Here is a 17124-nt window from a genome sequence, read left to right on the forward strand (position 1 = left end):
TCGCCAGCGCTGATACTGTCGCCAAGAGGCCGCCCATGGGCGGCCTCTTTTATGGGATCCGTTCGCCTGCGCATATCTCGTCACGCGGATCATCTCCTTGTACTTCGCGATCTACGCGGCATAGGCCCCCGCCTCCTCCAGACTCATCCGAGACGATTGCCTGCGGCGTTTGTGTCGCATCGATGAACCAGGCCCCGGCCTGGGCATCACGCTCAGCCGCGAGTTCTTTATTAATAGTATGTTATAACATTCGATTAATAAAAAGGCGGTCGGCCTCCTGTGGGGAGCGAATCGGCCGCTCGATGTGTCGGGATAGGCATCCAGGGGGATTGCCGCGCATATCGGCACATCCATTGGAGAGGTTCATGCGCCCCTATCTTCCTGGCTTGGCGGTCGCGAGCGAACGCCGGCCACTGTCCTGCCTTGCCGCCCTGCCACTGATCTTTGCACCTTTTGCCGGTTCGGCCGCCGAAGCCACGGACGAAGCGGCTCAGAACCTCGAGACAATCACGGTGATCGGCACGCGTGAGCGACCCTATCGTGCGTTTGTCGCGCCCACCGCCAACAAGAGCGACACCCTGGTGAAGGAGACGCCGTTCTCCATCCAGACCGTGACGAGCGAGTTGATCGAAGACCGTGGCGTCACCACGCTGGGCGGCGCGATCAGCACGGTGCCGGGCGTGACCAGCCAAGTCGGCTGGGGCGGAAGCAACGATCGCTTTCGCCTGCGCGGCTTCGCCACGACAAGCAACCTGAAGAATGGCTTTCGCCGCAGCGTTTTCGCACCGGTCGACGAGTTGGTGAATATTCAGCAGATCGAGGTATTGAAGGGGCCGGCGTCGGCGCTCTACGGTCGTTTCGAACCGGGTGGCGTGGTCAATATCGTCACCAAGAAGCCGCTGGACAAGGCGCAGACCGACATCGAGGTGACAGCGGGCCGCTATGACTTCTACCGCATCACGGCCGATAGCACGGGTCCGCTGGGTGACCAACTAGGTTATCGCCTGACCGGTTCGGTGCAGAGCAACCACGGCTTCCGAGATTTCGCGGACAACGACACGCAGTTCATTTCGCCCGTATTTCAGTGGACTCCCTCCAGCCGCACCCGCGTCACCGCTGAATTCGAATTCGGTAAAAAGAAAGCCGCGTTCGACCGCGGCTTCGGCAACAGTCCACGGTTCCTGCAAGTGCCTATCCACAACAACTACGGCGAACGGAACGCCCGTTTGGAAAACAACAGCGCGCTGGCCAGCCTGGTGCTGGACCATAAGCTGGAAAACGGTTGGGACCTGCACGCCGGCCTGCAGGGCTCGCGGGCGCGGTCCGATGCGCTCTGGTACGCCTACGGCTTTCCGCCAGTGAGCGGCGAGGATTCTGCCGACCCGATCGTCAATCGGCGTAAACAGCGCAGCATCGACGAACAGAAGGACATGTCCGCACTGGCGGAAGCGTCGCGGCGCTTCACCACGGGAGGCATCAGGCACCGCGTCTTGGTGGGCACGGACTACAACTATGAAGACTGGGACTTCACGGCGGACGCCTATCTGAACGATTTCGGGTTTCCCGTCAATCTTCCCATCAGCCTGCGTCATCCGGTGCATGCTGTGCAAACCGGCCCGATGCAGCACTACGATTCGTCGCGCTATACGAGCCACAATTTCGGTATTTACGCGCAGGATGAATTGGAGCTGGGCACGCAGTGGCGGCTCCTGATGGGGTTGCGCTATGACCGCGCGCGCACCAAGGGTCGCGCAGAGTATCTCGTGGCGGACGGTCCTTTGACGCGCACGGACGACGCCTATTCGCCGCGCATCGGATTGACATGGACGCCCGTCGAGCAAGTGTCAATCTATGGCAGCTGGTCGAAGTCCTTCCTGACCGAGCCGGGCGGCGGCATGCTACGAAGCGGAGGCCTGCCTGAACCTTCGCGCGGCGAACAATTCGAGGTAGGCGCCAAGTTCAGCCTGTTGGATGGCCGCCTGGAACCCACGATCGCGCTATTCGACATCCGCCGCACCAATGGGGTGGTGAGCGACCCGGATGATTTCAATTACGTGATTCAGGTCGGGGAACAACGTAGCCGCGGCTGGGAGCTCGACATCCCGTACACGATCACGCCCCAGTGGCGCCTGCTTGCCTCCTATACCCATCTGACCGCTGAAATCACCGAAGACAGCGACGCGTCTCTAGTGGGTAACCGGGTCGCCAACGCGCCACGGCGCTCGGCGAGTCTGTGGACCACCTACGATCTTAGCGGCTGGGCGCAGGGGCTGCGCCTCGGCCTGGGCGCGACGTACGTCGGTGCGCGCCAGGCGAACACGGGTAATACATTCGACCTGCCGGCCTACACCCGATGGGACGCCAATGCGATCTATCGCTTTGGGCCGGGCGAGCGCTACAAGCTCCAGCTGACCTTGCAGAACCTGACCAATAAACGCTATTACGAATCGGGGGGGGCTTACGTTCCGACCTTTGCCGGTGCGCCACGCACGGTCATGGTTTCGTTCGGGATCCGGATCTGATGGCTTTGGTTGCCTGGGACTTGGTGGCCGGCTACGCAGGCCGGCCGTTGCTGGGGCCTTACCAGCTACGTGTGCCATCGGGAGTCTTCCTGTGCCTGATCGGCGCCAACGGTGCCGGCAAGTCCACGCTGATCCGCACACTTTGCGGCATGCAGCCCGCGCTAGCGGGCGATATCCTCCTGGACGGGCAGTCATTGGCAGGGCTATCCAGTCTTGAGCGGGCGCGCAAGTTGGCGGTCGTGCTCACAGACCGCGTGGATACGATGCTGATGACGGGCTTCGAATTGGCATGCCTGGGACGGTATCCCCACATCGGCTGGGGCGGCCGGCTGCGCGACGCGGACCACAAGATTGTGCAGGCCGCTCTGCACCAGACTGGCGCGGCGCCCCTGTCGGGCAAGCTGGTGTCGCGCATGTCGGACGGCGAACGGCAAAGGGTCATGATCGCGCGCGCGTTGGCGCAGCAGCCCAGCCTGCTGGTCTTGGACGAAGCCACGGCTTTTCTGGATCTTCCGCGACGCATCGAACTCATGCAATTGCTGCAAGACCTGGCCCGCAAACAGCGCTTGACGATCGTTCTCTCTACCCACGATCTGGAGCTGGCGCTGCGCTACGCCGACGCGCTCTGGCTGATCGACCACCAACGGCAACTGCACGCGGGCGCCCCGGAAGACCTGGCCTTGAATGGTGCGCTAACGGCTGCCTTTACCGGCGACGGCCTGGCTTTCGACCTGGAGCGCGGGGAACTGCGCGTGGGTCGCGGCGGCGCCGTTCCGATTCGCGTTGTCGGCAGTGGCTCGCGGCGGGTATGGGCGGAACGGGCCTTGCAACGTCTGGGCTACTACGTCGGGGAAGACGCCCGGCAAACATTGAATGTGCTGCCCGAGGGCTACGCGCTGTCGTCTCCGCAAGACGGCACGACGCGTTACGACACGCTGGCGGAGCTGGCGGTAGCGCTGCGTGAGGCGCACAGCGCGCAGTCCCCGGCCAGCCCGCCATGAAAACCCGACTCCTGGGCGTTTCGCTCACCGTATTGCTTTCGGCTTGCATGCAGGTGTCCGCGCCGCCGCGAAGCGCGCTGCCCGCGCAGGTCGTGGGTCCGGATGGCCCTGCGCAGAACCTGCAGGCTGCATGCGTTGCCGATTACCGGCCCGGCGTTGACTATTTTCCCGAGAAGACCGCGTTTCGCCATTCGACGCAACTGCAGGTGGAGTACGGTCTGCACTACAAGCGCGTACGCTTCACGCCAAGCGTTGCCACGGCAGAGGTGCTCGAGTACCTGTTGGTCCAATGCGGAACGCCGACGCCGGCGCACGACCGGCAGGTGCCCGTGATCCAGATCCCCATACAGCGACTCGTGACCGGGACCGCCGCCATCCTGGGCGCCCTGGATGAGCTGGGCATGGTGGATGTCCTGGTCGGGGCGGAAAATACTCGCAACGCCACCGTGCCGGCCGTCCGTCAGCGTATCCAGGCCGGCCAGGTGCACGACATGTGGGGCTACGGCCACGGCAGTATCGAGCAGATCATGGCGGTCAAGCCCGACGTCTACCTGAGCTTCTACTCTGCGTACCCTGCCAGCAACATGCACCCGCGCCTATGGGAACTTGGTGTACGCGCCATTGCACAAGCCGATCACCACGAGACGCATCCGCTCGGCCGCGCGGAGTGGATGAAGTTGCTGGCAATGCTCGGCAATCGCGAAGCTCGCGCCGACGCTCACTACGGGCGCGTCGAAGCGGAGTACGAGCGATTAGCGCAATCGGTGGCGGGCGTGTCCACACGCCCGGCGGTCATGTCCGGCTTTGGCGCTGGCCGCGACATGTTCGAGACGTTCGGTTCGGCCAATCAGCGCGCACAACTGATCCGTGATGCGGGCGGTGAGTATGTGCTGCATGACTCCCGGCCAAGCAGCCTGATCTATGTGCCCTTTGAGAAAATCTACGCGGAGGGCGCCCGTGCCGATGTCTGGCTTGGCACGCTGGGCGGCCAGTCCCAGATCAGCGCCTGGATCCGTGCCAACCCGTTGCATGGCCGGTTTCGTCCCGCCTCCACGGGTGAGGTCTACGCGTGGGACCGCGGCTATATCGGTGCATGGGCCAACCCCTATCAGGACCAGAGCATGACCAAACCCCATGTGCAGCTCGCCGAAGCCATCAGTGTCCTGCATCCCGAAAGGAGACGCATGGCGAACGGCCAGTATGAATTCTTGCGGAGGCTTCCATGACCCTGGCCGTCCGCGCACCACACGCGACGCCCCTGGCTGGCCCTGGCGTGCGCGCTTGCTCGTGGCCGGTGTTCCTGGCACTTGCTACCGCAATCGCGCTGTTGTTCATTGCGGAGCTGGCGCTGGGTAGCGTGGCGATTCCGCTTAAGGCAGTCTTGCAATCCTTGTTTTCAGGCGCGACGCCGGAGAACCCGGCTTGGCGCGACATCGTGCTTGGGTTTCGAATGCCACGCGCCTTGAACGCGCTTGTCTCCGGTGCCGCGCTCGGTGTTGCGGGGCTCATGCTGCAAACCTTGTTCCGCAACCCGTTGGCGGATCCGTTTGTCCTGGGCATTGTGCATGGCGCCAGATTGGGTAGCGCCGTCCTGGTGACGATCGCAGGGGTGGCCGGTAATGCGCTCTTGTTGAAATTCGGTCTTGTCGGAGATGTCGGCATGGCGGCAGCCTCCATCGCGGGCTCGACGCTTGTCCTCATGCTGCTGGCCAAGTTGTCACGGCATACCGGGCTTGTGACGTTGCTGATTGTCGGCCTGATGCTTGGCTATCTTGCGGTGGGACTGATCAGTGTATTGATGCACTTTATCGACGAAACCCAGGCTCGCGCTTTCAAGGTGTGGGATGACGCCAGCTTTGCCGGGGCGACGCGTCAGCAGCTGGAGATTCTGATTCCTGGGCTGTTGGTGGGCATGGCAGGCTGTGCCTTGCTGATAAAGCCGATGAATGGCCTGTTGCTTGGGGAACGGTACGCGCAATCCATGGGCGTTCGGGTTGCGGTGGTAAAGCGCAGCGCGCTTCTGGGCGCCGCCTGGCTCTGCGGCCTGGTATCGGCATTCTGCGGGCCTGTGGCGTTTCTAGGCTTGGTTGCTGCCCAGGTTGCTCGCGCGCTGACCCATACGGCGGACCATCGCGTTTTGCTTCCTGCGGCCGGCCTGACCGGCGCGGCGCTGGGCTTGGCCGCCGACCTGGTCGTCCATTTGCCGTGGAGCCGACATGTCCTTCATCTGAACGCCGTCATCGGCCTGGTCGGCGCTCCCGTGGCGCTGTATATGCTGTACCGCACACGAGCATTGCAGTCTGAGTAGGGCGTCGCCAAGAGGCCGCCCCAGGGGCGGCCTCTTTTGTTGGGAATCACCCCGCCTGCACATACCCCGTCACGCGGATCATTTCCTTGTACTTCGCGATCTCCGTCGCATAGGCCGCCGCCGCTTCCTCCAGGCTCATCCGAGGCGAGACATTGCGGCCATCGGCTTCCAGCTTGGCGATCACCGTCTTGTCTTCCAACGCGTGGCCGATGGCCTTGTTCAGCGCTTGCTTGACCTCGGCGGACGTGCCTTTCTTCACGTAGTAGCCGGCGTAACTGGCATATTCGAAATTGGCCAGCGCGGGCGTTTCCGTGATGCTGGGCACTTGCGCCAGCACGGCGGGCGGGTTCCGGGACAACACGGCGATCGCTTTGAAGCGGCCGCCTTTGATCATTTCCAGCATGGACGCCTGGAAGGGCATGATGCTGAAGTCGATCTGGCCGCCGGCCAAGTCCTGGATAACCGGCGCAGTACCGGTGTAGGGCACGTGCGTGAAGGGCACCTTGGCGGTCTTGCCCAGGTATTCCGTGATCAGGTGGTAGAGCGACCCCACGCCCACCGTGCCGTAGGTCAGCGACGTGGACGCATCGCGTTGGGCGGCCAGCTTCAGGAACGTGTCCACCGAGTCCACGGGCAGGCCGGTGCGCACCAGCAGCACCAGGTGGGTGACGGTGATGGGCTGCAGGCTCTCGAACGCGTCGGGCTGATAGCGCACCGCGCGGTTGGTCAGCGGCGGCAGGATCAACTCGTTCTGCGTGCCCTGGAAGAAGATGCCCCCGTCGGCTTTGGCATTCAACACCTTGGTAGCCGCGATCGTCCCGGTGGCGCCGCCCAGGTTCTCCACCACGACGCGTGCGCCCAGACTGTCACCGATAGGGCCGCTCAGGATGCGCGCGCTGAGGTCGCTGGGACCGCCTGCCGGGTACGGCACCATCATGCTGACCGGCCCGCTCGGGTAGGCCTGCGCGTGGGCGGCTGTCATCCAGGCGGTGGCGGGCGCGAACGCCAGTGCCACACTGGCTTTGAGGATCGAACGGCGTGTCTGCAATGCGTGGGATGTCATGAGGATCACCAGGTGAGAAAGCCGGGAGGGTCAGGCGGCGAATGCGCCGCCTACCACTCGGTGTGGGAAAGTCGCGAGATCGTGTTCAGGACGGCCAGTCCACGGGGGACGATGGTGTCCACTTCGCAATACTCGTCCAGCGTGTGGAATTTGCCGCCGACGGGGCCGGTGCCGCACAGCGTGATGGCGCCCAGGCTGGAGGTCACGCCCGAATCCGCGCAGCCGCCGCTGAACTCCGCTTCCGCTTTGTGGCCGATCGCGCCCAGTTCGGCCTGGTAAAGCTCGAACAAACGGCGCGAATGCGCGGTGGGCACGAAGGGCTTGAATTCGCCGGTAATGTCCAGCTTGGACAGGGTGCCGGTGATGAAGGACTTGTTGCAGATGCAGCGGATGCTGCTGACCAGCGATTCGCGCTGCTCAAGATTGAAGATGCGCAGGTCGATCGCCGCGGTCGCGGACGGCGCGGAGGTGTTGACGGACAGGCCGCCGTTGACCAGGCCCACGTTGACGGTGACGCCGGCGTCGATGTCGGTCAGCGCGTCCAGCGCGACGACCTTGTGCGCCAGCTCCGAAATCGCGCTGATGCCTTCGGCGAAGTTCGCGCCGGAGTGCGCCGCGCGGCCCTCGATTTCCATGTTGAAGAACACGCCGCCCTTGCGGCCGGTCACGACGTTGCCCGACGGGCGGCCGGGTTCGGCGTTGAACACGAATCCGGCCTGCTTGCCGAATGCGGCGATCACGTCTTTGCTGAGCGGCGAACCGATCTCTTCGTCACAGGTGAACAGGCCGGTGACTTCGGGGGCGTCGCCGCCTGCGCGGGCGATGGCGGCCAGCAGGAAGGCGTTCATGACGATGCCGGATTTCATGTCGGCCACGCCGGGGCCGTAGGCTCGGCCGGCCTTGATGCGGAAGGGCCGCCGGGCGGCTTCGCCGGCCGGGAAGACGGTGTCACAATGCCCCATTAGCAAGACCGGCTTGCCGACGGCGCTGCCGCGGTTCACGGTGACCGTGATCGCGGCTTCGACATCGCCGGCGAAGTGGGAGTCCACGGTCAGGCCGTGGGAAGCGAAGAATGATTCCAGGCGGCGGAACACCCGCGCCACGCCGGGCTTGTCGTAGCTGTTGGAGTCGATATTGACGATGTCGGCCAGCATGGCCAGCATGGCCGGCTGCTGGCTTTCCAGCCATTGCGCCGGGGTGGGTTCAGCGTCAAGATGCATGCTCTACTCCTCAGGTATTGTTATTTAATACTTAGTATTATTATGTGCTACTCGGGCATGGCCCGACTATTAGGTAAAACGATGACGACAAATGCGTTGTACGTGGGCTCGGTGGGCAAGGCGTTCCAGGTGCTGGACTGCTTCAAGAGCGCGTCGGGCGACCTGAGCCTGATGGAGATCATGGCGCGCAGCGGCCTGGACAAGAGTGCCGCGCAGCGTTACGCGTATACGTTGTGCGCCGAGGGCTACCTGGAGCAGAACCCGCAGACGCGCCGCTACCGGCTGGGCAAGGGCATGCTCAACCTGACCTTTCACTTTCTGCGCACGCATGCGCTGGTGGAAGCGTTGAATCCGATCATGCTGGACCTGTCGAAAGCCACCGGCGAGAAGATCAGCCTGTCGTTGCGGGACGGCAATGAGCTGGTGCACGTGATGCGCCACCAGACGCAGACCGAGCACTACCACGCGTCGCTGGTGGGGCGGCGGGTGCCCCTGTATTGCACGGCAGGCGGGCGCGCGGTGCTGTCCCGGCTAAGCGACGCCGAGCTCGCGGCGCAACTGGACGGCATGGCGCTTGCCGCCCATACGCCCAAGACGCTGACGAGCGCTCGCGCCGTGAAGGCCGAGGTCAAGAAGGCGCGTGAGCAGGGCTATGCGCTGCTGGTCGACGAATTCATTGTGGGGGAGGTCAGCCTGGGGGCGGCAGTGACCAATGCGCAAGGGGATGCCTATGGCGCGTTGCATGTGGCGGGGTCGTCCACGGCCTGGAGCGGCGAGGCCTATGCCGAGAAGTTCGCGCCTTTCCTGCTGGCCGCCATCGCGCAGTTCCAGGGCAGGAACCCGCAGGAATAGCAACCCGCAGGACCCGCCCGGCGCCGGCCGTTATGGCGCGGCAGCGGGCTTGCCGCCCGCCGCGCGCAGGAAGTTCTCTTCCAGCACGCTCAGCACGCGGTTCAGGGTGTCGACATCGGCGGCCGACAACCCCTTGAGCGATTCGTCGAAGAAGGCCGCGCGCTTGGGCAGGGCGTCGTTCACCACGGCCTGCCCGGCCGGCGTGAGGGTCGCATTGGTCAGGCGGTTGTCTTGCGGATCGACCGCGCGCGAAATCCATCCCAGTTTCTGCATGGCCTGCAATTGGCGCGTCAATGAGGCGGGATCCAGGCGGCAGCGTTCGGCCAGGTGTTTTTGCGAGCACTTTCCGCATTCATGCAGGGCCAGCAGGATGCGCCAGCGGGGCAGGGCGTGGCCGACTTTGCTGCTGAACGCGCTTTGCATCACACGGTACGTCTGCCCCATGTGCTGGATGACTTGCAGGCCTTGTTGTTGTTTGGGCAAAAGCTACTCTCCGACGCGTGCGGGTTCCGCCTTCTGGGGGCGGGCCAATTGCACCAGGGGCACGCGCCGCACGCACCACAGCGCGAAGATGGCGACGGCCAGCGCGATGAGCTGCCCTTCGTGGATGGCGCCCACCAGCGCAACGCGTGCGATCTCGATCAACGACGTCCCGTCCTGGCCTTGATGCGCCAATTGTGCCAGGAACTGCGTCTGCGCCGCTGGATTCACCAGCATCTGCGGGTCGTTCAGTTCCGGCAGCCATTGCGCCGAGGCGCCGCGCAGCGTGGATTCGACGCCGCTGAAATAGCTGTGGCTCACCATCGTGCCGACGACCGCCGTGCCCAGCATGCCCCCGATCATGCGCAAGGATTGCAGCAGCGCCGTGGCGATGCCCAAATGCGTGCGCCCGGCGGTCTGCTGCGCGAAGACGGTAAGGTTGGGCATGATGAAGCCCATGCCCAGGCCGGCCATCAGCATGTAGGCGGCGATCAGCCCATGTGACGTATAGCTATGGGTGGTAACAATACCCAAACAGGACAGGGCCATCAGCAGGAAGCCGGCGTAGAGCATCCGGTTGGGGTTGCGGATCCGCGTGATGACGCGTCCGTTGATGATGCTGCCGACCGTGATGAAGACGACCATGGGCGTGATCAGCAGGCCGGCGTCCTGCGGCGACAGCCCGAAGCCGCCCTGCAGCAGCAGCGGGGCGTAGAACAGCAGCGAATACATCGTTACGCCCACCAGCAGGGCCAGCGTGAAGAGCGTGGCCAGGCCGCGGTTGCGGAACATGTCCAGCGGCAAAAGCGGGTGCGGGCAGCGCTTTTCCCACCAGTACAGCAGCGCAAAAGCGGCGATGCTGCCTACGCCCAGCAGCACGATCGGGGCGCTGACGCCTTCCTTGGGCAAGAGTTCAACGAGCAGTTGCAGGCTGCCTAGCGCCAGCGCGACCAACAGCGCGCCTTGCCAGTCCAGCCGTACCTTGCCCGATGTGTGGTTGCGCAGGTGCGGCAGGTAGCGCGCCACGAACCACAGGCCCAGGATGCCAATCGGCAGGTTCACGTAGAACACCGAGCGCCAACCGTAGTGTTCGGTCAGTGCACCGCCCAGCGTGGGGCCGACGGCATTGGCGATGCCGAAGGCCGAACTGAGCATGACCTGCCAGCGCAGCCGCACATGCGGGTCGGGAAACAGGTCGGGAATCGACGCGAAGGCCGTGCCCACCAGCATGCCGCCGCCGATGCCTTGCAGCGCGCGCGCCAGCACCAGCGTGAACATGCTGTCGGCCGCGCCGCACAGGACCGAGGCCAGCGTGAACAGGATGATCGCCGCCACCACGAAAGGCTTGCGGCCGTAGTAGTCGCCCAGGCGTCCGAAGATCGGCACCGTGATGACGGACGTCAGCAGGTAAGACGTCGCAACCCATGCATACAGTTCGAAGCCCTTGAGTTCGGCCACAATGGTCGGCAGCGCAGTGCCCACCACCGTCTGGTCGATGGCGACCATCATCATGACGAAGCACATGCCCAGCATGGCCATCAAGGTCTGGCGGAAAGGAAGCACCTGGCCGGGCGAATGCGGGGTGCTGGGGGTGGGGGCGGGCATTGTTGGATATATCAATAATTGATAGATCAATCATTCTAGCCCTACAATCCGCCAGACAGAAAACCGTCAGCTTCACGGCCCCGGCAAGGGTGTGCGGCACAGGCGAATCGCCCGGGTTTTTGGCGTCGCGGCCAGGCAGGCATCGCGAAGCCGGTCCGATTTGTTACGATAGCGGAATCTGCACGCTGGTCATACTGGCGTCTTCAGCAGGCCTTCCTTGGTTGACCCTCTCTTTTGGCGCCGCAGCCACAGGCTTTCGGCAGGAGCGAGGACTCGTCCTAAAAGGCACACAGCTCCAATTGGCGCGTGGTTTTCCACCGCTATAAGCACCTTCCCCGCGCCTTGGCGCGATGGACGGCATTCAAGGATTTCCAGTCGAGGTACCGACGGGGCGGCAATGAAAACGTGGTTCAAGCGCATTTTGATAGGCCTGGTGGTGTTGGTTGTCGTGGCCGTCGTTGGCCTGGCCATCTTCTTGCTGACATTCGATCCCAACGCGTACAAGTACAAGCTGGAAGAGCTTGTGCAGGAACGCTATCACCGCACCCTCACGATCGACGGCGAGATCGAGCTGTCGCTCTTCCCGCGCATCGGCCTGTCCGTGCAGGGCGTGTCGCTGTCCGAGCCCAATAGCCCCGACACCTTCGCCTCTATCGAAAGCACCCGCCTGGCGGTCGCGGTGTGGCCGTTGTTGTCCAACAGCTTCGTGGTGGACCACGTGGCCATCAGCGGCTTCAAGGCGCGCGTGGTGCGCGGCAAGGACGGCCAGTTCAACTTCAGCAACCTCGTGGGCGGCACGCCCGCGATCATGACCGAGCCGGCCAATCCGGCCGAAGCGCTGGTGGGAGCGGCCCAGACTGCGGCCCAGGCCATTACCAACGGCACGCTGCCGCCGACCCGCAACAACATGCAGATCGACATCGCCGGGCTGGACCTGAAAGATGGCGAAGTGCAGTTGCAGGATGAGATCTCGGGCATGGCCGTGGCCGTCACGAAGATCAACGCCAACACCGGCCGCGTCACCTTCAACCAGCCGTTCGATGTGCGCCTGACGGCGCGCGTCGAAGGCGGCAACCCCCGTGTCGACGCCAACCTGACCGGCCAGGCCTTGCTCACGCTTGACCCGTCGGCCAAACGCTACGCGGCCCAGAAGCTGGACTTGCGCATGGACGGCAAGCTGCCCGGCGCCGAGGCCAAGAGCCTGGCCATGCGCGGCAACCTGGCCTTCAATGGGCAGAAGTCGGCGCTGGACGTGGCGGGCCTGGAAGTGGTTTTCCAAGGCGACGTCACCGACCCGGCCGCGCGTGCCACCAATGTGGAAGCCAGCGTGGCCATGCCCAAGCTGGCGATCGATCCGCACAAGAGCCAACTGCAGATCGAAAAACTGGCGGTGCGCGCCAAGGGCAATTCCCCAGACGGCCCGTTTGAATTGGCGGTCGACGCGCCCGCATTGAACATCTCGCCCGCGTCGGCCACCGGCGAAGCGTTGACCGGCCGCGTGCGCATCAGCGGGCTGGATGCAAGCTTCGGCCTGAACGGCATCAGCGGCAACGCCGCCGAGCTTGACATCAAGGAAGCCAAGGTGGACAGCACGTCCAAGAATGGCGAACGCGTGGTCAAGCTGAACTTTGCTTCGCCGCTGACCTTGAACCTGCTGCAGCGCAGTGGCGGCCTGTCCGGATTGCGCGGCGACGTCAACATCACCGACCCGGGCCTGCCCAAGGGCAGCCTGCAGATTCCCGTGATCGGCAGCCTGACCGTGGACCTGCTGAAGGACCAGGCCAGCAGCAAGATCAACGCCGTGCTGGAAGGCGGCAAGTTCGACCTGAGCGCCGACATCACCAAGCTCTCCGATACGCCGATGGTGAAGTTCGCCTTGGCCGTCGACACGCTGGACCTGGACAAGCTGGTGCCGCCCGTCGCGGCGGCACCCGCCAAGCCGCCGGCCGAGGGCAAGAAAGACGAGTCCAAGCCCGCGGCGCCGGCCGCGCCCGTGGACGATTCGATCGATCTGTCCGCGCTGGTGGGCCCCAGCGTCACCGGCACCTTGAAGGTGGGCAAGCTGGTCGTGCGCGGCCTGAAGGCCGATGAAGTCGCGGCCGTGGTCAAGCTGGACAAGGGCAAGCTGGACATTTCCAGCCTGACCGCGGGCCTGTATGGCGGCAAGCTGGCGGGCGCCTTGTCCGTCGACGCCGCGCAGGGCAACCAGCTGGCCACCAAGATGTCGCTGGCGGGTATCGCCATCGAGCCGCTGCTGATGGATCTGGCGAACCGGAACGTGCTGAGCGGCACCGGCAGCCTGGCGCTGGACCTGAAGACCGGGGGCGCCAATGTCTACGCCATGAAGAGCGGCCTGGGCGGCACCTTGCAGGTGCGCCTGCGCGATGGCGCGGTCAAGGGGATCAACCTGACACAGACGCTGCGCGAATTGAAGGCGGCGTTCAAGCCCGAATCGCAGGACGAGACCGTGGCTGCCGACACCAGCAAGCAGACGGAATTCTCGGAGATGGACGCCGACCTGGCCTTCACCAAGGGCGTGGCCGCCGTGAAGCGCCTGAATATCGTGTCGCCGCTGCTGCGCGTCACGCAGGGCGAACCGGCCACCATCGACTTCGTGAAGAGCGAGCTGGACCTGGTTGCGCGCGCGCGCGTGGTCAATCCGGCGGCGGACCCCGAAGGCAAGGAACTGATCGACCTGAAAGATGTGACGATCCCGGTGCATGTGAAGGGGCCGTTCGACAAGCCGACCTACACGCTGCTGTGGAAGGACGCCATCGGCAACATCCTCAAGCGCAGCCTGGAAAACAAGCTGCGCGAAGCCGTCACGGGCAAGGGCAAGAACGGCGCGCCCCTGGACAAAGCCTTGAAGGGATTGCTGGGCAAATGAACACTCCGGACTTCCAGCCGATCGCGGAATGCGGCGTTACGCCGCAGCCCGGCGCGGCCGCCTACCACCGGCAATGGCTGATCGCCAATGATTCGGGGCAGTGGCTGAACCGCGAATTGTGCCCCCGGCTTGCCGACGTTTCGGTTGAGCTGCGCCTGGGCTATCTGGTGCTGAAGGCGCCGGGCATGTTGCGCATGGACATTCCGCTGGACGTCATCGAAGACGACGACAGCGTGCGCTACAGCATGAAAGTGGGCGAGCAGACGATCGACGTGATCGACGAAGGGGAACTGGCCGCGGCCTGGATCTCGAACTTCGTGCAGGTGCCATGCCGCATCATGAAGGTGCACCCGGATACGCCCGTGGCCGCCTGGCCCGCCTGAACCTGTCCAGGAAATCCGCCGGAGGGATCCGGCGGGGCAAGGCGCTTCAGGCGCCCGTCTTGGCGCGCTTGTATTCGAAGGCGGTGTGGGCCAGCAGGCCTGCCGCCAGGCCCCAGAAGGCCGATCCGATTCCCCAGAAACTGAACCCCGACGCCGTGGCCAGCAAGGTGATGAGCGCGGCTTCGCGCCGTTGCGGGTTCGCCATGGCCGCCGCCATGCCGCCCATGATGGTGCCCAGCAGCGCCAGGCCGGCCAGCGCGGCCAGCAGCGCTGCGGGCAACGCCTGGAAGAACACCGCCACGGCGCCCGCCACGACGCTTAATCCGACATAGCCCAGCCCGTAGGTCGCCGCCGCGATATAGCGCTTGGCGGGGTCGGGGTGGGCTTCGGGGCCGGTACAGATGGCGGCGCTGATGGCGCCCATCGTCACGCTGTGCGCGCCGAAGGGGGCGGCCAGCAGACCCAGCAGGCCCGTGGCGGCCACGATGCGGGAGGCAGGGGGGCGATAGCCGGCGGCTTGCAGGATCGCCAGGCCGGGCAGGTTCTGGGACGCCATGGCCACGACGAACAGCGGGATGCCCAAGCTGACGACGGCTTGGGCGCTGAAGGCGGGCGTGGTCCAGACGAACTCCGTCAGATGCCAATCCAGCAAGTCCAGCCGCATCAGGTCCAGCCCGAAGGCCAGGGCGATGGCGACCACCATCACCACCAGCACGGCGTAGCGGGGCGCCCAGCGCCGGCAGGCCAGGTAGGTGGCGCACATCGCCAGGACCAGCGCGGGTTGCTTGCCGACACTGCTGAAGATGCCCATGCCGAAGTTGAGCAGCACGCCAGCCAGCATGGCGGCGGCGATTTCGCCGGGGATCCGGCGCAGGATGGGATCGATCCAGCCGAACAGTCCGCAGATCAACGTCAGGCCGGCCGCCAGCACATAGGCGCCGATTGCTTCATTGAAGGGGATGCCGACCAGCGCCGTGACGAGCAGGGCGGCGCCGGGCGTGGACCAGGCCATGACGATGGGCAGGCCGGTGCGCAGGCTGTAGAACGCGCCGCCGAATCCGAAGGCCAGGCTCAGCGAGCCAATCCAGGAGCCGATCTGCGCCGAGTTCAGGCCGGCTGCGTGGCCGGCTTGCACCATCAGGACGGCGGTGCCGCCGAAGCTGACCAGCACGGCGACCACACCGGCGGCGACCGCAGAGGCCGATACGTCGCGGCGGGCGTGGTGGGGGGCGGGCGACGGAGAAGGGAGGTTGATGCCGGTCTGCGTCGTGTCGCTCATGCGGCACCAGTCAGGCGGCGGTACTTGGCCATGAGCTGTTCCTGGCCTTCGTTCCATTGCGGGTGCAGTTCAATGCACTCCACGGGGCACACCACCTTGCACTGGGGTTCGTCGTGATGGCCGACGCACTCCGTGCATTTGTCGGGATCGATGACGTAATAGTCCTCGCCCATGGAAATCGCGTCGTTCGGGCACTGGGGCTCGCAAACGTCGCAATTGATGCATTCTTCGGTGATCAGCAGGGCCATGATGGGCAGCGGAGGAAAGCCGGGGGCGGCTCACATTGTACTGCCGGGCGGCCAAGCGCAAGAAGGGCGCGAAATCGCGCCCTTCGGGGATGGTGCGGCAGCGTAGAGAATCAGCCTGGCCAGGACTGTTCGCGGCGCTCTTTGGCTTTTTCCTGCAGCCAGCGCTCCACGGACGGGAACACGAACTTGCTGACGTCGCCGCCCAGCTGGGCGATTTCGCGCACGATCGTGCCCGAAATGAACTGGTATTGGTCAGAAGGCGTCATGAACAGCGTTTCGACGTCGGGCAGCAGATGGCGGTTCATGCCAGCCATCTGGAATTCGTATTCGAAGTCGGACACCGCGCGCAGGCCGCGGACGATGACGCGGCCGCCCTGGTCGCGCACGAAGTCCTTGAGCAAACCGCCGAAGCTCTGCACTTCCACATTGGGATAGTGGCCCAGGACTTCACGGGCGATCTCCACGCGTTCGTCGATACTGAAGAAAGGCTTCTTGTTGCGGCTGAGGGCGATGCCCACCACCACTTTGTCGAAAAGCGTGGCCGCGCGGCGGACCAGGTCTTCGTGGCCCCGGGTCAGCGGGTCGAAAGTGCCGGGATATACAGCGATGATCATGCGAGCTCCGTACCGTTATTAGTGGTGTACACCATCCTCCGAAGCTCGGATTATTGATCTATTTCCGCAATGCAGCAAATTCGAGCAGATGGTAGTGGACCGCGCCTGCCTTGTCCTGCCGCAAGATATGGAATCCTTCGGGGGCTTCGATGGGGGTTTCCGCCTCGACATAGACTAGCCCATGCTCGGTCAAAATGCCCGGCAGGATTGGCCACAGGCGCGGCAGCCAGCCCTGTCCGAAGGGAGGGTCCAACAGGATGAGGTCAAATCGGGACGCATCCATCCGTTCGGCGACCTGCATCGCGTCGCCCACATGGATGCGTATCATGTCGGCTTTGAGCTTGTCGCGCAGTGTCCGCAGCGCGGACGCGGCGGTCTTGTCCCGCTCGACCATCTGCACATGTGCCACGCCGCGCGAAGCCGCTTCGAACCCCAGGGCGCCGCTGCCGGCGAACAGATCCAGCACCTGCTTGTCGGCGAACTCGCCGGCCCACAGGTGATTCAGCCAGTTGAACAGTGTCTCGCGCACCCGGTCGGGCGTGGGGCGCAGCGTCTCCACGTCGGGCACGGCGATGGGGGTGCGCCTGTATTGGCCACCGACGATACGAATATACTTGTTACCCATGTTTAGCCGCTTCTTCAAGAAAAAATCCCCACCGCCC

Annotated in this window: 15 protein-coding genes; 7 read left to right on the forward strand and 8 right to left on the reverse strand. The window is 64.4% G+C overall.

Annotated features, from left to right (window positions below):
• The first annotated feature begins 365 nt into the window (after positions 1-365).
• The 4 genes from HG262_RS22730 to HG262_RS22745 are packed head-to-tail and all read left to right on the forward strand — an operon-like array spanning position 366 to position 5831.
• On the forward strand, positions 366-2522 hold the full coding sequence (locus HG262_RS22730) for a TonB-dependent siderophore receptor (RefSeq protein WP_169273175.1): 2157 nt from the start codon (positions 366-368) through the stop codon (positions 2520-2522).
• Positions 2522-3523, forward strand: coding sequence for an ABC transporter ATP-binding protein (locus HG262_RS22735; protein ID WP_169273176.1), 1002 nt, complete (start codon positions 2522-2524; stop codon positions 3521-3523). Before HG262_RS22730 ends, HG262_RS22735 begins: the two co-directional genes overlap by 1 nt.
• Positions 3520-4749: an ABC transporter substrate-binding protein gene (locus HG262_RS22740; RefSeq protein ID WP_169273177.1), complete on the forward strand. Its 1230-nt coding sequence runs from the start codon at positions 3520-3522 to the stop codon at positions 4747-4749. The genes HG262_RS22735 and HG262_RS22740 overlap by 4 nt, the downstream gene beginning before the upstream one ends.
• Positions 4746-5831 (forward strand): iron ABC transporter permease, encoded by a 1086-nt coding sequence (locus HG262_RS22745; RefSeq protein ID WP_169273178.1) that lies wholly within the window; start codon positions 4746-4748, stop codon positions 5829-5831. The genes HG262_RS22740 and HG262_RS22745 overlap by 4 nt, the downstream gene beginning before the upstream one ends.
• A gap of 46 nt (positions 5832-5877) precedes the next feature.
• Here HG262_RS22745 and HG262_RS22750 read toward each other — a convergent pair whose 3' ends face one another.
• Positions 5878-6894: a tripartite tricarboxylate transporter substrate binding protein gene (locus HG262_RS22750; RefSeq protein WP_169273179.1), complete on the reverse strand. Its 1017-nt coding sequence runs from the start codon at positions 6892-6894 to the stop codon at positions 5878-5880.
• A 50-nt stretch (positions 6895-6944) separates the two neighbouring features.
• A complete protein-coding gene (locus tag HG262_RS22755) occupies positions 6945-8114 on the reverse strand; it encodes a M20 family metallopeptidase (RefSeq protein ID WP_169273180.1) in 1170 nt (389 codons plus the stop codon).
• Positions 8115-8195: 81 nt separating this feature from the next.
• Between HG262_RS22755 and HG262_RS22760 the strand changes: the two genes are divergently transcribed.
• Positions 8196-8966 carry an IclR family transcriptional regulator gene (locus tag HG262_RS22760; protein WP_169273181.1) on the forward strand — a complete coding sequence of 257 codons (771 nt, stop codon included), beginning with the start codon at positions 8196-8198 and terminating at the stop codon, positions 8964-8966.
• A 30-nt stretch (positions 8967-8996) separates the two neighbouring features.
• On the opposite strand, the gene HG262_RS22765 is transcribed toward HG262_RS22760, so the two are convergent.
• Entirely contained in the window at positions 8997-9449 is a 453-nt protein-coding gene (locus tag HG262_RS22765; RefSeq protein WP_169273182.1) for a MarR family winged helix-turn-helix transcriptional regulator, read from the reverse strand.
• Positions 9450-9452: 3 nt separating this feature from the next.
• Positions 9453-11051, reverse strand: coding sequence for an MDR family MFS transporter (locus HG262_RS22770; protein WP_169273183.1), 1599 nt, complete (start codon positions 11049-11051; stop codon positions 9453-9455).
• 397 nt (positions 11052-11448) lie between these two features.
• On the opposite strand from HG262_RS22770, the gene HG262_RS22775 reads away from it, so the two are divergent.
• On the forward strand, positions 11449-13938 hold the full coding sequence (locus HG262_RS22775; protein ID WP_169273184.1) for an AsmA family protein: 2490 nt from the start codon (positions 11449-11451) through the stop codon (positions 13936-13938).
• Positions 13935-14321 (forward strand): MOSC N-terminal beta barrel domain-containing protein, encoded by a 387-nt coding sequence (locus tag HG262_RS22780; RefSeq protein WP_169273185.1) that lies wholly within the window; start codon positions 13935-13937, stop codon positions 14319-14321. Before HG262_RS22775 ends, HG262_RS22780 begins: the two co-directional genes overlap by 4 nt.
• Before the next feature lie 46 nt (positions 14322-14367).
• On the opposite strand, the gene HG262_RS22785 is transcribed toward HG262_RS22780, so the two are convergent.
• From HG262_RS22785 to rsmD, 4 genes are all read right to left on the reverse strand, one after another.
• Positions 14368-15600, reverse strand: coding sequence for a benzoate/H(+) symporter BenE family transporter (locus HG262_RS22785; RefSeq protein ID WP_169273186.1), 1233 nt, complete (start codon positions 15598-15600; stop codon positions 14368-14370).
• On the reverse strand, positions 15597-15848 hold the full coding sequence (locus tag HG262_RS22790; RefSeq protein WP_006227600.1) for a YfhL family 4Fe-4S dicluster ferredoxin: 252 nt from the start codon (positions 15846-15848) through the stop codon (positions 15597-15599). The genes HG262_RS22785 and HG262_RS22790 overlap by 4 nt, the downstream gene beginning before the upstream one ends.
• A gap of 110 nt (positions 15849-15958) precedes the next feature.
• Positions 15959-16462, reverse strand: coding sequence for a pantetheine-phosphate adenylyltransferase (gene coaD / locus HG262_RS22795; protein WP_006227601.1), 504 nt, complete (start codon positions 16460-16462; stop codon positions 15959-15961).
• Between the two features lie 58 nt (positions 16463-16520).
• Positions 16521-17087, reverse strand: a complete 567-nt coding sequence (gene rsmD, locus HG262_RS22800; protein WP_169273187.1) for a 16S rRNA (guanine(966)-N(2))-methyltransferase RsmD — start codon at positions 17085-17087, stop codon at positions 16521-16523.
• Positions 17088-17124 lie beyond the last annotated feature (37 nt).

It is taken from the genome of Achromobacter sp. Bel (assembly GCF_012928505.1).
Taxonomy (GTDB): domain Bacteria; phylum Pseudomonadota; class Gammaproteobacteria; order Burkholderiales; family Burkholderiaceae_B; genus Achromobacter.